A 14,059-nucleotide genomic window follows, 5' to 3' on the forward strand; every position below is an offset into this window, starting at 1 on the left:
CGCCGACCGGCGGGGCGCCGGTCGGCGCGGAAGGTGCGTCAGACGGCGGAGAAGGAGACTTCCGTGGACTTGATCAGCGCGGTGACCGGGATGCCGGGCTCGAGCTTGAGCTCCTCGGCCGCCGCCCGGGTGATCGCCGCGGTGAGCTCCAGTCCCTCGCCGATCCTGATGCGGGCGACCGACATCGCACCGCCGGAATCGAGGCCGACGAGCGTGCCCCGCAGCTTGTTTCGGATACTCAGTCCGGCCACCTCGGCGGTCGCCACCGAGATGTCGGTCGACTTGATGAGCGCCTCCACGGCGGTGCCGACGGCGATACCGAGATCCTTGATCGCGTCCATCGTGACCGTGGCCGTGAGCGCCTGGCCGCCGGGCGTCTCCATCGCGACAGTTCCCATGACCGAGCCGCCGACTATTTCGGTAATAATTCCCGTGAATCGGTTGCGAATACTAAGGATCATGAATTAGACCTTATCCAGTGCATGTATCGGACGAGTTGCATGACGGCAGTGTTATCCGAGTCACGCGGCCGCCATCTGGCCGTTCGGGCGACGCTGCGGCCAGCGAATACCCCCGAACTGTCGGGTCACACTGGGGCCCATCGGACCGCCCGGCCCGGTTAATCGGACCGCACTCACGGACCATTTTTCCTCCATGGGTCCGCATCTGCGTTTAAATTGGTAGGATCGAACCGTGGATGCGTCTGGATGTCGGCCGCAAGATAGCCGCGACCCGCGGCCATCTGCCCCCGACGAGGAAGAGGCGGCGGATGTCCGCGCAGCTCAGCGCCGCTACGACCGCGACGCACCGCCCCGTCGAGCCTCCCGCTCCGACGATCGGCCGCCCGGCACCCACCACCTTGATGCCATCCGGTGCCGGCGCGTATCGACCTGTCAACAAGAATGACAACCGGCCGCCCGTCCCCGCAAAGAGCCGGAAACCTGCCGGTCAAGAGCCTACCGGCACTTCCGTTCCGGCCTTTGCCCGCAGACCCGACGCGAAATCCGAGCAGAGTAGGTATCTGACGTGTCCTGGAGCGGCTCCGCGCACTCCCATGAAGAGACGACCGAGTGGCTCTCGCGAGTCGAGAAGGTCACTCCCGTCCTGGTCCGGCACCGCGAGCAGGCCGAACGGGAAAGGGTGACGCCGCCCGCCGTCATCGCCGCGCTGCGGGACCAGAACATTCACCGAATGTGGGTATCCCCGTCGTTCGGCGGTGGCGGCGTCAGCGTCCGGACCGGATCCGCCGTCCTGCAGGCCCTCGCCCGGGTCGACGCCTCGGTCGCCTGGCAGATGGGGGTGCAGGGCGTGATCTCCCGGATGTCGGACTACCTGCCGGAGCAGGTCGCCTGCCAGCTGTTCCAGGACAGCGACGGGCTCGTGGTCGGCGGGATCAACCCGTCCGGTCAGGCCGAGCCGGTGCCCGGTGGCTACCGGCTGCGTGGCCGGTGGTCGTTCGCGAGCGGCTCCACGCACGCCGACTGGCTCGTCTGTGCCTCCCTCGTCACGGAGGTGGGCCTCGTCACGGAGGTGGGCCTCGCCGCGGAGGTGGGCCTCGCCGCGGAGGCCGATGACGCGGGAGGCGAACCTGCGGCAGGCGACCCCCCGGGAGGCGATGCCGCGCAGGCGGCCACCGCGCGGACCCGGATGCTGTTCGTCCCCGCCGGCGCGGTGCGCTTCGACGACGACTGGTTCACGACGGGGCTGCGGGGGACGGGGAGCGTCAGTTTCACCGTCGACGACCTGTTCGTGCCCGAGGAGTTCACCGTCGACGGCGGGCTGCTGCGCCGCCCGCCGGCCGCCCGCCCCTCCCGCGGCTACCCCATCGCTTACTACGACTTCGGACCGTTCACCACCGCGTCGACGATCCTCGGGATCGCCCAGGACGCGCTGAGCGCATTCCCGGGCATCGCCGTGGGCACGGTCCCCGCCCGCGGGACGCAGACCCTGGGCTCCAGCCACACCGTCCAGGCCGGCCTCGCCCGCGCTGCCGCGCTGGTCCGCTCGGCCGAGCTGCTGCTGGAGGACGCCGCCAACCACGCCAGCCTGCGCTGCCTGATCGGCGGGGAGGAACTGTCCGCACTGATCAGGCTGGCCGCCGCCACCGTCGGCGAGAACACGGTCAAGGCCGTGGACAGCCTGCACAGCATGGCCGGCACCCGTGCGCTGGGCGCGGGCGGGCGGCTGGACCGCTGCCTGCGCGACGTCCACAGCGCGGCCGCGCACATCACCCTGTCGCCGACGAACTTCGAGATGGTCGGCGCCTACCTGCTGGGCGGCTCGCTGCTGATGCGACGATGATCCCGGGCCCGCCGGCCGGCACGGTGCCCGGGCCGGGACACGGTCGCCACCGGCTCCCACGGCCGCCGGCCGCCCCAGGGCGTCCTGCCGGCCGGGACCGGCGAGCCGCACCGAGGCGGCGCCGGCCGTACCCCTGGCATCCGCCCGCTGCGCCCCGGCCACCGTCCCGGCCGGGAGCCTCGCCGCGGCGACCAGCCCGGGCCCGTGCGGGCCGCCTCGTCCGCCAGCCGGACGGGGGCGGCGGTCTCGGTAGCGTCTCGGCGCATGGGAAGCATCCGGACCGTGCTCATCGACATCGACGGCGTGCTGACGGTGTCCTGGCAGGCACTGCCCGGCGCGCCGCAGGCGCTGGACCGGCTGCGGGCGGCGGGGCTCGGCGTCGCCCTCGTCACGAACACCACCTCCCGCGACCGGGCGTCGATCGCGGCGGCGCTCGTGGAGGCGGGCTTCACGGTCGACCCCGCGGAGGTGTTCACCGCGCCCGCCATGGCCGCGACATACCTGCGACAGCACCATCCGGGGGCCCGCTGCCACGTGCTCAACAGCGGGGACATCAGCGCCGACCTGACCGGGGTGACGCTGCGTGCCCCGGACGAACGGCCGGACGTCATCGTCTTGGGCGGCGCCGGGCCTGAGTTCAGCTACGAGGCGGTCAACCAGGTCTTCGCCTGGGCGACCGACGGCGTGCCGCTCGTCGCGCTGCACCGCAACCTGTTCTGGCGCACCGGCGGCGGGCTCCAGCTCGACACCGGCGCCTACCTGCACGGTCTGGAGCAGGCGCTCGGCCGGCCGGCGGTCGTCGTCGGCAAGCCGGCGGCGGAGTTCTTCGCCACGGCGCTGCGTGCGCTCGGTTCGCGGCCCGAGGAGGCCGTGATGATCGGTGACGACGTCGAGCACGACGTGCTCGCCGCCGCCCGCCACGGCCTGACCGGGGTACTGGTCCGCACCGGCAAGTTCCGGTCCGACACCCTCGCGGCGGCCTCCGGGCGCCCCGACCACGTCATCGACTCGTTCGCCGACCTCCCCGCGCTGCTCGACGGTCTCGGCTGAGACCGGCCGGCGCGGCCGTCGGCCCCTCACTCCTGCGGAATTGCCGATAAAGGCTGGGCCGGTACCTGTAGGATGGGATGAATGCCTAAAATTCATGTACGGACGCCACGGACCGGAGATTCTGCGCGGATGCCCTCGGGCGAGGCACGTCAGCGCCGGGCAAGGCACCCGTCCATGCGGCCGGCGGCAGGTGCGCCGTCACCTTCCGGTCAGCCTGCGGGTGGCCCCGCTGTACGGATCGGCGGCGTTCGTCCCGGCGCACCCGGCATTTTCTGACGCCGTGGCCCCGATGACCGGACGTGCACCGTCCCCGCCCGACTCGTTGCCCGTCGGCCTCGCCCCGCTGCGCCACGCCCACCCCGGGGTGGGCGTGGCGCGCCCGCCCGAGGTGTTGTTCGTGTGCGTGCACAACGCGGGGCGCTCCCAGATGGGTGCCGCGCTGCTCGACCAGCACGGCCGCGGCCGGGTTCAGGCCCGCTCCGCCGGTACGGCGCCCGCGGCGACCCTGCATCTGCCGGTGGTCGCCGCCATGGCCGAGGTCGGCATCGACCTGTCCGGTGCCTGCCCGACCCGGCTCACCGACGACGCCGTGCGCGCCGCCTCGGTCGTCATCAGCATGGGCTGCGCCGACACCGTCCCGATCTACCCGCACACCCGGTACCTCACCTGGGAGCTCGACGACCCGGCGGAGAAGCCGCTCGAGGACGTCCGGCCGATCCGGGACGAGATCGACTCCCGGGTGCGCTCCCTGCTGTACAGCCTCGGGGTCGCGGCTCGGGTCGGCCTGCTGCGCGAACAGCCCGATCCCGACCAGCCCGATCCCGACCAGCCAGTTCGGGGTGCGCACCAGCCGACCGGCAACCCGGCCGGCCCGCGTCGCCCGCCCGCCGCCTCGCCGCGCCCGCGCCCGCACCCGGGCCGCCCGCCGCGGCCGGCCACCCGGCCGGGGCCGGCTACCGGCCCGACCAGTGCCCCGCCACGCACGTCCGCGCCGCCGACCTGCGGGTGACGGACCGCCGCGACCGGGAAGTCATGATCACCCGGCCCTGACGGCGCGGCACCGGGTGGTCAGCCGGCCGGCGCCGCGACGACCCGGGCCAGGTTCTCCAGCGACTTCTCCAGGGACTCCACCGGGACGACGGGCCAGCTGATCCGGGCCTTCCACCGCTGCGGCGACCCACTCCAGTCGCAGTAGGACGTCACGTCGGTGGTGGTCGCGTCGACGGGCTCGAGCAGGTAGCCGTAGACGTGACCGACGTTCGGCTGGCCGACCCCCACGACGCTCCATTCGAGCTGCGCGTCCCGGCTGAATCTGGTGACCGTGTTGATCACCTTGTAGCGGCCGAGGGGGACATCGCCGAGCGGCTCGCGATCCATGTCCATCTCGAAGGTGTCGCCGACCTGCTCGAGGCGCTTCGCGTCGACCGGGGCGACGAGCATCCCGGAGCCGTCGATGCGCACATGGCCGTGCGGGTCCGTGATGAGCGCGAAGATATCGCTCGCGGGGGCCGGCACCCGCCGGATGACGGACACGCGCTCAGGGTCGGACATCGGCATCCTCCACGGATCACCCGGGCCAGGGACTGCTCGCTGGTGACGCTGTTGAAGCGCCGTTCCCTGTGTATGCCGTCACGTCGGGCTGGGACAAGCGATTACCGGCCGCCGGGGCACCGGCCAGGCCGCGCCATCGCGGGCTTGTCCGGGCGCTATTCGGCGGCGATCCGCCCGACGTGGGCGACGGTGCAGGTCAGCTTGGTGCCGCTGGGGACGTCCGCGCCCACCGGACGGATGGTGAACGTCTTGCGGGCACCCGAGTTCACCTTGAACAGGGAGGCCAGCCCACTTTCGATCTTGCTGTCGTTGGCCTTGACGTCGACCTGGATAACGTAGTTCGACCGCTTGGACGAGCCGTTGTACACCTCGCCCGTCACCACCGCCCGGTGGTTGTCGGGGTCGCGCACGCAGTCGGTGATCCGGACGTCCGCCGCCGCGCCGGACCCGTCGGAGGAACAGCCCGCCGCGAGCGCCCCGAAACCGACGGCGAGCCCGAGCGCGAGCCCACCCGCGACGACCCGCCCGGCCGGGCCAGTGGACCGCGCACGGACGGACCACCGGCCGGCCGGCAATCTCAAAGCGCCGGAACCACGCGAAGACGACACCGATCCAGCCTACGGTCTCGCTCCGCAACGGACACAGCGCTGTGGGTTTCGAACGTGTCGCCTCCGCGACTCCGGCCGGCTCAGGCAGTGGGCAGCGCGACGACGGCGGCGCCGAGCTCGAGCGTGCCGCCGCGCACGACGTCCGCCCGCAGGCCGCCCCGCTCCACGAGCGCCCGCCAGACGCCCGGGCGGTCGAGCAGGCGCTCGAGGTACCCGCAGGGCGGGCACAGCCGGGCCCCGTACAGCACCACGTCCCCGACGCGGAACGCCCGGCCGATCAGATCCGGTAGGTCGATCCCCTCGGTCACCAGGTTCCGCCGGGTCTCGTGCTCGGCGAACTCCACCCGGGCATCCTCGACGACGGCCCGGACCGCCTCCCGGGCGATCAGCGTCACCGCCCGCCCGGAGCCGCCGCGCGCGGAGTAGGTCCCGGTGCCCGCCGCGTACCGGTCACCGGCCAGGCCAAGGCCCTCGATCACCCGCACCCGGGAGCGGGCCCGCATCGCCGCGCCGCGGTCGGGCGTCGTGTAGATGCCGACCAGGCGACCGCCACGGTCCATGCTGGCGACGCTACTCCCCCGGGTCCCGGCGCGGCCGCCTCTTGCGGTACCCACCGGCGCAGGTGGGAAGGGTCGCGGCTGCGACGGCGCTGGGAAATACTCCTCGGATGAGTGAGATCCTGATCGCCGAGACACTCGGCACCACGCGCCTGATCACCATGAACCGGCCCCAGGCCCGCAACGCGCTCGGCGATGGGCTCATCCCCGCGCTGTATGCGGCGTTAGTCGCCGCGGACGAGGATCCGGACGTGCACGTGGTCGTCCTCACCGGCGCGGACCCGGCGTTCTGCGCCGGCGTCGACCTCAAGGAGGCCGCCCGGGGGGGCAAGAAGTACTTCGACCAGTTCCAGGACACCAACGCCGTCAGCCAGGTCTCGCGGATGCGGACCCCGGTCATCGGCGCCGTCAACGGGCCGGCGTTCACCGGCGGCCTGGAGATCGCCCTGGGCTGCGACTTCCTCATCGCCTCCGAGCGCGCCGTGTTCGCCGACACCCACGTCCGCGTCGGGGTGCTGCCCGGCGGCGGGCTGACCGCCCACCTGCCGCTGTTCGTCGGCATCGGCAACGCGCGGCGGATGTCGATGACCGGGGCGGTCGTCGACGCCGCCGAGGCGCTGCGCATCGGGCTGGTCACCGAGGTCGTGCCGCACGCGGAGCTGCGCGACCGGGCGCTGGCGGTGGCCGCGTCCGTGGGCGAGGTCGACCCGCGGATGATGCGCGGGCTGAAGAAGGTCTACGCCGACGGCATCGCCACCTACACCGGCCCGGCAAGCGCCGCCGAGGCGCGCGGCACGATCGAGACCCCGCCGGCGTTCGCGGAGATCGAGCAGCGCCGGGTCGAGGTGATGGCCGGCAACCGGGCGCGGCTGGGCGCCGACCGCGGCTGAGGCGCCGTCGGCCGGCTGACCGCGGCGCGGGGCGCCCGTCAGCCGGTGTAGCGCTCGCGCAGCCGGATGCGCTGCAGCTTGCCGGTGGGCAGCCGCGGCAGCTCCTCGACGAACTCGACCGTGCGCGGGACCTTGAAGCCGGCGAGCCGCTCCCGGCCGAACACCTGCAGTTCGGCGGCGAGCTCCGGTCCGGCGACCGCCTCGGCAGCCGGTTGGACCACGGCGAGCAGCCGCTGCCCCATCTCGGCGTCCGGTACGCCGATCACCGCGACGTCGGCGACGGCGGGGTGCAGGATCAGCGCGTTCTCGATCTCCTGCGGGTAGATGTTGACCCCGCCGGAGATGACCAGGTCGGTGCGGCGGTCGGCGAGGTAGAGGTAGCCGTCGGCGTCGAGGTGGCCGAGGTCGCCGAGGGTGAGCCAGCCGCGGTCGTCGTAGGCGGCGGCGGTCTTCTCCGGGTCGTTGTGGTACTCCATCCGGGTCGGGCTCTCGAAGAACACCCGCCCGATCTCGCCCGCGGGCAGCTCCGCGCCGTCCTCGCCGACGATGTGCACGACGCCGATGACCGCCCGCCCCACCGAGCCGCGGTGGGTGAGCCACTCCTGCGACGTCAGCGCGCACATGCCGCCGCCCTCGCTGCCGGCGTAGTACTCGAAGACGATCGGCCCGAGCCAGTCGATCACCTGCTGCTTGACCTCGGGCGGGCAGGGCGCCGCGGCGTGCACGACCAGGCGCAGGCTGGACAGGTCGAACGCGGTGCGCTGCGCGGCGGGCAGCTTCAGCAGGCGGACGAACATCGTGGGCACGACCTGGACGTGGGTGACCCGGTAGCGCTCGATGGCCCGCAGCGCCTCGACCGGGTCGAAGCGTTCCATGAGCACGACCGTGCCGCCCAGGCGCTGGGTCGCGGTGCTCCAGCCCGTCGGCGCCGCATGGTAGAGCGGCGCCGGGCACAGGTAGACGCTGTCGGGGCCGAAGCCGAACGAGCCGACCATCGCACGGTCGATGGCCAGGCCGGTGCCGAACGGGTCGAGCGGCAACGCCGGCTCGATGCCCTTGGGGCGGCCCGTCGTGCCCGACGAGTAGAACATGTAGATGCCCTCGGCCTGGTAGGCGGGCTCGCTGTCCGGCTGGCCGGCGAGGGCGGCGCGGTAGTCGCCGATGCCCTCGGCGACGTCCGCCGGCCCCGCGTCGATCATGACGATGTGCTCCAGCCGGGCGGCGGACGCCCGGACCCGCTTGACGATCGGGGCCAGCTCGGCGGAGGTGAACAGCACCCTCGCCCCGCAGTCGTCGACGATGTGGGCGGTCTCCTCGGCGGTGAGATGCCAGTTGACCGGCGTCCAGTACAGACCGCTGCGCTGCGCGCCCCAGGCGGCCTCGAAGTACTCGGGCCGGTTCGGCAGCAGGATCGCCACGTGGTCGCCGGGGCGCAGACCATAGCCGGCGAGCAGGTGCGCGACCTGCCGGCTGCGGCGCTCCAGCTCGCCGAAGGTGAGCTGCGCGCTGCCGTCGGCCATCACGACGGCCAGCCGGTCCGCCGGATGCTGGGACGGCTCGCCGAGCATCGCCGCGACCTCTGGCATGTGACCCTCCCTGTCGGGCCGTCCCGCCGGCACCGGCCCCGCAATGCGCCGTTTACGTAGTAAACGATGTTAGGGCGGTCACATGCCAAGTCAAGAGTGTTTGCTCACGAGACAAAACGGGAGGTAGCCGCACCCTTTACCCGCGGCGCGGGCAGCGTCGAGACGGTCGAGGGCGCGGCGGGCGGGGCGCCGACGGGAGTGGCACGCAGCCGTCGGGTGATCTCACCGGGCGGCAGCGGTGGCGCGAACAGGTAGCCCTGGGCGCTGTCGCAGTCGACCTGGCGCAGCCGCTCGGCCTGGGCAGCGGTCTCGACACCTTCGGCCGTCACCGTCAGGCGCAGCGAATGGGCGAGCTCGACGAGCATCCGCACGATCTTCTCGCCGTCGGGGTCGTGCTGGTGAGCCGAGCCGAAGCCATCGACGAACGGCCCGGCGAGCTTGAGGGTGTGCACCGGCAGCCGGCGCAGATAGGCAAGGTTGGAGTAGCCGGTGCCGAAGTCGTCGATGGCGATCCGCACGCCCATCGCGGCGAGGTCGTCCAGGGCCCGCATCGGCTCACCAGCTGCGCTCATTAGCGCACTCTCGGTGAGTTCAAGCTGAAGCAGTCGCGCCGGCAGCCCAGTCTCGTCGAGGATCCGCGCGACCTGGTCGACCAGGTCGGCCTCGCGAGTCTGGCGGGCGGTCAGGTTCACGCTGACGTAGGGCGCGCCCACGCCGTCCGGGCACAGCTCGCGCCAGCGGGCTGCCTGCCGGCAGGCCAGTTCGAGCACCCGGCGGCCCAGCAGGACGATCTGACCGGTCTCCTCGGCCAGGCCAATGAACGCCTCCGGGCTGAGCAGCCCGAACCGGGGATGCCGCCAGCGGACCAGCGCCTCCACCCCGACCATCACCCCGCCCACGCCGCCCACGCCACCCACGCCGGACTGTTCACCGAGGGTGACGATCGGCTGGTAGACGACGGTGAACTGGTCCTGCTCGACGGCGCCCGGCAGCATCGTCGACAGGGTGTGCCGGGTCACCTGACGGGCGTTGCGCTCCGCGTCGAAGACCTCCCACCGCCCCCGGCCCGCGTCCTTGGCCTGATAGAGGGTGATGTCCGCGGCGCGCAGCAGGTCGGCGAGGTCGCCGTCGGTCGCGGGTCGCTCGACGAGACCCATGCTGGCGCCGATCGACAACGCCTGGTCGCCGACCCGGACGGGCTCGGCCAGCGCCGCGAGCACGGCGGTGGCGGTGGCGGTGACGTCGTCGATGCCGGCCGTGTCGGCGAGGAGGATGACGAACTCGTCCCCGCCCATCCGGACCAGGAGCTGCCCCGCGGCCAGGGCGCCGGTGAGCCGCCCGGCGACCGCGACGAGCAGCCGGTCGCCGACGTCGTGCCCGAGGCTGTCGTTGACCGCCTTGAACCCGTCGAGGTCGATGAAGCACAGCCCGAGGCGCCGGTCCGGCTCCGCGGACATCAGCTCGGTGACCCGCTCGGCGAGCACCGTCCGATTGGGCAGCCCGGTCAACGGGTCGTGCCGGGCCTGCCGGCGTAACTCGCTCTGTAACCGGTGGCGCTCGGTGACATCCACGATCATGGAAAGCTGGACCTCGCCCCGCCCGTCCGCCCGGCGCAGGCAGGAGGTCGTGAGCTCGGCCCGCACCGTGGCCCCGGCGGGTCCGGCGAAGCGCAGCTCCGTGCGCAGGTGCGCCGGTCCGGTGAGGCGCTGGGCGGCGTGAGCGTCGCGCAGGCCGGCGGCGTCCTCGGGATGGGCGAACTCGTGCAGCGCCCGGCCGTGCACCCGGTGCGGGGCGACGCCGAGCATCCGCAGGAAGGCGTCGTTGGCGTCGACGATCCGCCCGGCGGCGTCGGCGAGCACGATCCCGATCGCGGCCCCGTTGAAGATCGTCCGAAACCGGGCGTCGGTGGCCAGGTGCGCGGCACGGTGGATCGAGTCCTGGCCGGCGAGGATCCGCTCGCGCAGGGCTCGGGTGTACCCGTGGGCCAGGGCTCCCTGCAGCGCGGCGACGCGGCCGGCGAGCTCGTCGTCCGCGTCGAGGCGCAGTTCGGCGAGCAGCCGGGCGCCGCAGACGCGGATCGTGGCGGCGAGCGCGTCCGCGGCGGCGAAGGTGTGCTCGGCGACGACGGCCCCGACCGCGGCCGCCGGCTCCGCCGCGAACGGCTCGCCGAAAAGGGCGTCGACGAGCCGTTCGGTGAGGCCGAGCAGCCGCTCCTCGACGTCGACCAGACCAGTGGCCGGGTAGCTCGCGCCGACGATGGCACGGGCCCAGACCTGCGCGAAACGCGCCACCCCGCGCCTGCGGGCAGCCGGGGACAGGGACCTCTCCACACCGCTCCTCACAGACCCCCGCCGCGGCCGCACACGGCGCCCGGCGGGCCGGTCCCGACACCGGCCGGCGATCGAGCGCCGACGATCGAGCGCCGGCGATCGAGCCCCGGCGATCGCGGGCCGGACTGTCCGATGGACTATCGACGGCCGACGGCGGCCAGCGCCACGGCCCGGCTCGGGTCGTCCGCCAGCGGATCGATCCCGCCGTGCTTCTCGTCCGGCCGCCAGGAGGGCAGGTAGACCAGCCCCGGCTCGACGAGGTCGTAGCCAGCGAGCAGGTCGGCGATCGCGGCCCGGGACCGCGGGGTGACCCCGGTCGGCGTCGACTCGTACACCTTGCCAGCGCCGTGCACCTGCTCGGCCCGCTCGTCGGCGGTCACGTGGGAGACCGCCAGGTAGCTGCCGGGCACCGTGGCCGCCCGGAAGGCCCCGATGATCCCGGCCGGGTCGTCGCCGTCGGAGATGAAGTGCAGCACGGTGACCATCAGCACCGCGGTCGGCCGGGAGAGGTCGAGCAGCCCGGTGACCTCGCTCGACCCGAGGATGGAAGCCGGCTCGCGGATGTCCGCGTGCAGCACCGTGGCCAGCGGGTTGTCGGCGAGCAGCATCCGGGAGTGGACGACGGCCACCGGGTCGATGTCCACGTAGACGACCCGCGCCTGCGGGTTGACCCCCTGGGCGACCTCGTGCACGTTGCCGACGGTCGGCACGCCCGAGCCGAGGTCGAGGAACTGGGTGATCCCCGCCTCGGCGGCGAGGAAGCGGACCGCCCGGTGCAGGAACAGCCGGTTCGACCGCGCCACCAGCGGCCCGTCCGGGAAGGCCGCGATCACCGCCTGGGTGGCCTCCCGGTCGGCGGCGAAGTTGTGCGACCCACCGAGCGCGTAGTCGTACATCCGTGCGGCACTCGGCCGGTCGACGTCGACACCCGCGGCCCACCCGGGCAGTTCATCCATGATCCACTCATCCCCTGCGCGGTCCGATCGGCGACCTAACGTGAGTGGATTGTCCACCCCCGCGACCTTCGTCACCACACAGGGCACCCACGACTACACAGAACGGACACGCCGCGTCCGGATCCCCCTCCCCATCACCGCACCCACAGGTGCGCTCACCTGCACCCGCACTCGCTGGTCAGGCCGAAGGGACCATGACGACGCGGCCGGTGACCTCGCCCGCGCGCAGGCGGTCGTAGGCCGCCGGCATGCCGGCCAGCGGGACGGTCTCGACGTGGGCGCGGATCAGGCCGGCGCGGGCGAGGTCGAGGACCTCGAACAGCTCGCCGTGGGTGCCCCAGTACGGCAGCGAGACGTCGACGTCGAACGGCACCGCCCCGAGCCGGAACGGCAGCGCCCCGCCTCCCAGTCCCACGACGGTGAGCCGCCCCTCGACGCCGACGGCGGCAGCGGCGGTGGCCATCGTCGCGGCGCTGCCGACCATGTCGAACACGGCCTGGGCGCCCCGGCCGCCGGCGGTCTCCACCCGGATCGCGGCGGCCGCGTCCTTGCCCGCCGGCACCGCCGCGTGCGCCCCGAGGTCCAGTGCCTGGGCCAGCTTGGCCGGGGCGACGTCGACGGCGACGACCCGGGCCGGGGTGATCGCCCGCAGGATCTGGATGCCGAGGTGGCCGAGCCCGCCGGCCCCGATGACCACCGCGGTCGAACCCGGCCCGAGCAGCGGCAGCGCCTTGCGGATCGCGTGGTACGGGGTGAGTCCGGCGTCGGTGAGCGGCGCGGCGGCCACCGGGTCGAGATCTCCGAGGGGGACGAGGTGACGCACGTCGTCGACGAGCAGGTACTCGGCCATGCCGCCGTCCCCGCCGAGGCCCGGACCGCCCGCCCCGTGGGTGACCTCGCAGTACTGCTCGGCGCCGCGGGCGCACGACCGGCAGTGGCCGCAGCCCCAGGGCCCGTAGACGGCACAGGCGTCACCCACCCGCACCGCGCCGACCCCGGGGCCGACCGCGTCGACCCAGCCGGCGGACTCGTGGCCGAGGGTGAACGGCAGGCGCAGCCCCTGCCCGGCGAGCTGCTCCGGCGGCATCTCCATCAGGTGCAGGTCGCTGTGGCAGGCCCCAGCGGCGGCCACCCGCAGCCGCACCTGACCCGGCCCGGGGACGGGATCGGGCACCTCGACGAGCTCGGGAGCCGACTGGTGGCGGGTGATCCGAAGCGCGCGCACGAGTTCTTCCCCTCGCCCTGGCCCGCGACCATCGCGTGCACCACGCCCATCCTCGCCTCCGGCTCCGGTCAGACGCGCGCCCCCAGATCGGACGCCCATCACCGAGCTGGGCCGCCGGACCGGGGCCTGCCGGACCGAGGCCCGCCGGACCGAGGCCGGTCAGACCGGGGCTACCGGGCCGGCGCCGCCCCGCAGGTGCTCGACCTCGGCGTCCGGGCCCGGGTAGACGAAGGTGGCATGACCGCCGTCGCCCCAGCGGACGAGGTAGGGCGGGTCACCGGCGGGCGAGTGGACCTCGAGGATCTCCCCGCCGCACGGTGGCCGGCCGGGGTTCGGCGGCGACACGACCAGCCGGTCGCCGACGGACGCGCGCCAGCGGCCGAGCCGGGGCTCGGGTAGCCAGGTGACGGTCTTCGGACCGGGCAGCCCGCCCTCGTGGGAGGAACGCGGGATCTCGGCGGCCACCGCCGCGGCGAGATCAGCCAGTCCCGGCAGATCCGCGAGGTCGGCCGTGGGCCCCCGGTCCGCCGGGGCGGATGCGGCGGGCATGCCGACCCCGACGGCCCGACCGGCCGGCACCGCGGCCGACGCCGGGGCCGCGACGACGTCGTCGAGGGCGATCAGGCCGACCACCCGGCCGTTGTCGGTGACCGGCAGCCGCCGGACGGTGTGCTCGCGGAACATGCGGACCACGTCGGCGGGGTCGGCGTCCACGTCCAGGGTGACGACGCCGCGGGTCATCACGGTCTCGATCCGGCCGTCGAAGGGGATGCGCCGCCGCAGCGACCGCAGCGCCAGATCCCGGTCGGTGACGATCCCGACGAGGTCCTCGCCGTCCATGACCAGCAGTGATCCCACCCCCTGCACGTCCATCCGCCGGGCCGCCTCGACGATGGTCATCTCGCGGGGCACCGTGACGGGCTTGTGACGGGGAAACTGCACACCGGCCATTGCTCCTCCTCCGCCCTGCGCGCCAATGCGCAGTCGTTATCGGCTGTTGGCGGT

Annotated in this window: 12 protein-coding genes and 1 pseudogene; 4 read left to right on the forward strand and 9 right to left on the reverse strand. The window is 73.4% G+C overall.

Features of this window, described 5'->3' with window-relative positions; genetic code table 11:
* Window positions 1-38: 38 nt before the first annotated feature.
* Window positions 39-461, reverse strand: coding sequence for a molybdopterin-binding protein (locus tag FRAQA3DRAFT_RS15775; RefSeq protein WP_009740029.1), 423 nt, complete (start codon window positions 459-461; stop codon window positions 39-41).
* A gap of 565 nt (window positions 462-1,026) precedes the next feature.
* Between FRAQA3DRAFT_RS15775 and FRAQA3DRAFT_RS15780 the strand changes: the two genes are divergently transcribed.
* From FRAQA3DRAFT_RS15780 to FRAQA3DRAFT_RS37325, 3 genes and pseudogenes are all read left to right on the forward strand, one after another.
* A complete protein-coding gene (locus FRAQA3DRAFT_RS15780) occupies window positions 1,027-2,301 on the forward strand; it encodes an acyl-CoA dehydrogenase family protein (RefSeq protein WP_009740030.1) in 1,275 nt (424 codons plus the stop codon).
* 264 nt (window positions 2,302-2,565) lie between these two features.
* Complete coding sequence (locus FRAQA3DRAFT_RS15785) at window positions 2,566-3,351, forward strand: HAD-IIA family hydrolase (protein WP_009740031.1); 786 nt, start codon at window positions 2,566-2,568, stop codon at window positions 3,349-3,351.
* Between the two features lie 427 nt (window positions 3,352-3,778).
* Window positions 3,779-4,114, forward strand: a pseudogene (locus FRAQA3DRAFT_RS37325) (arsenate reductase ArsC); the annotation flags it as partial.
* Window positions 4,115-4,419: 305 nt separating this feature from the next.
* Here the strand turns inward: FRAQA3DRAFT_RS37325 and FRAQA3DRAFT_RS15795 are convergent.
* From FRAQA3DRAFT_RS15795 to FRAQA3DRAFT_RS15805, 3 genes are all read right to left on the reverse strand, one after another.
* Window positions 4,420-4,902, reverse strand: a complete 483-nt coding sequence (locus tag FRAQA3DRAFT_RS15795) for a polyketide cyclase (RefSeq protein ID WP_009740033.1) — start codon at window positions 4,900-4,902, stop codon at window positions 4,420-4,422.
* Between the two features lie 155 nt (window positions 4,903-5,057).
* Entirely contained in the window at window positions 5,058-5,483 is a 426-nt protein-coding gene (locus tag FRAQA3DRAFT_RS15800) for a hypothetical protein (protein WP_157467401.1), read from the reverse strand.
* A 107-nt stretch (window positions 5,484-5,590) separates the two neighbouring features.
* Window positions 5,591-6,070, reverse strand: coding sequence for an MOSC domain-containing protein (locus FRAQA3DRAFT_RS15805; RefSeq protein ID WP_009740035.1), 480 nt, complete (start codon window positions 6,068-6,070; stop codon window positions 5,591-5,593).
* 107 nt (window positions 6,071-6,177) lie between these two features.
* Here FRAQA3DRAFT_RS15805 and FRAQA3DRAFT_RS15810 point away from each other — a divergent pair, with 107 nt between their 5' ends.
* Entirely contained in the window at window positions 6,178-6,957 is a 780-nt protein-coding gene (locus FRAQA3DRAFT_RS15810) for an enoyl-CoA hydratase (RefSeq protein WP_009740036.1), read from the forward strand.
* Window positions 6,958-6,995: 38 nt separating this feature from the next.
* Here FRAQA3DRAFT_RS15810 and FRAQA3DRAFT_RS15815 read toward each other — a convergent pair whose 3' ends face one another.
* From FRAQA3DRAFT_RS15815 to FRAQA3DRAFT_RS15835, 5 genes are all read right to left on the reverse strand, one after another.
* On the reverse strand, window positions 6,996-8,543 hold the full coding sequence (locus tag FRAQA3DRAFT_RS15815; RefSeq protein WP_009740037.1) for an acyl-CoA synthetase: 1,548 nt from the start codon (window positions 8,541-8,543) through the stop codon (window positions 6,996-6,998).
* A gap of 104 nt (window positions 8,544-8,647) precedes the next feature.
* The gene (locus tag FRAQA3DRAFT_RS15820; protein WP_009740038.1) at window positions 8,648-10,873 is read right to left on the reverse strand and encodes a bifunctional diguanylate cyclase/phosphodiesterase; all 2,226 of its coding nucleotides are present in this window, start codon (window positions 10,871-10,873) and stop codon (window positions 8,648-8,650) included.
* A gap of 137 nt (window positions 10,874-11,010) precedes the next feature.
* Window positions 11,011-11,829, reverse strand: coding sequence for an SAM-dependent methyltransferase (locus FRAQA3DRAFT_RS15825; protein ID WP_009740039.1), 819 nt, complete (start codon window positions 11,827-11,829; stop codon window positions 11,011-11,013).
* A 178-nt stretch (window positions 11,830-12,007) separates the two neighbouring features.
* Window positions 12,008-13,054, reverse strand: a complete 1,047-nt coding sequence (locus FRAQA3DRAFT_RS15830; protein WP_009740040.1) for an NAD(P)-dependent alcohol dehydrogenase — start codon at window positions 13,052-13,054, stop codon at window positions 12,008-12,010.
* Window positions 13,055-13,213: 159 nt separating this feature from the next.
* Window positions 13,214-14,005 (reverse strand): CBS domain-containing protein, encoded by a 792-nt coding sequence (locus FRAQA3DRAFT_RS15835; protein ID WP_009740041.1) that lies wholly within the window; start codon window positions 14,003-14,005, stop codon window positions 13,214-13,216.
* Window positions 14,006-14,059 lie beyond the last annotated feature (54 nt).

The sequence above is a fragment of the Frankia sp. QA3 genome (assembly GCF_000262465.1).
Lineage (GTDB): Bacteria > Actinomycetota > Actinomycetes > Frankiales > Frankiaceae > Frankia.

What these genes read in the sequence shown, in the direction of transcription:
- FRAQA3DRAFT_RS15775 (WP_009740029.1), bottom strand. Translation starts at nt 461, where the DNA reads ATGATCCTTAGTATTCGCAACCGATTCACGGGAATTATTACCGAAATA.
- FRAQA3DRAFT_RS15785 (WP_009740031.1), top strand. Translation starts at nt 2,566, where the DNA reads ATGGGAAGCATCCGGACCGTGCTCATCGACATCGACGGCGTGCTGACG.
- FRAQA3DRAFT_RS15795 (WP_009740033.1), bottom strand. Translation starts at nt 4,902, where the DNA reads ATGTCCGACCCTGAGCGCGTGTCCGTCATCCGGCGGGTGCCGGCCCCC.
- FRAQA3DRAFT_RS15805 (WP_009740035.1), bottom strand. Translation starts at nt 6,070, where the DNA reads ATGGACCGTGGCGGTCGCCTGGTCGGCATCTACACGACGCCCGACCGC.
- FRAQA3DRAFT_RS15810 (WP_009740036.1), top strand. Translation starts at nt 6,178, where the DNA reads ATGAGTGAGATCCTGATCGCCGAGACACTCGGCACCACGCGCCTGATC.
- FRAQA3DRAFT_RS15815 (WP_009740037.1), bottom strand. Translation starts at nt 8,543, where the DNA reads ATGCCAGAGGTCGCGGCGATGCTCGGCGAGCCGTCCCAGCATCCGGCG.
- FRAQA3DRAFT_RS15825 (WP_009740039.1), bottom strand. Translation starts at nt 11,829, where the DNA reads ATGGATGAACTGCCCGGGTGGGCCGCGGGTGTCGACGTCGACCGGCCG.
- FRAQA3DRAFT_RS15835 (WP_009740041.1), bottom strand. Translation starts at nt 14,005, where the DNA reads ATGGCCGGTGTGCAGTTTCCCCGTCACAAGCCCGTCACGGTGCCCCGC.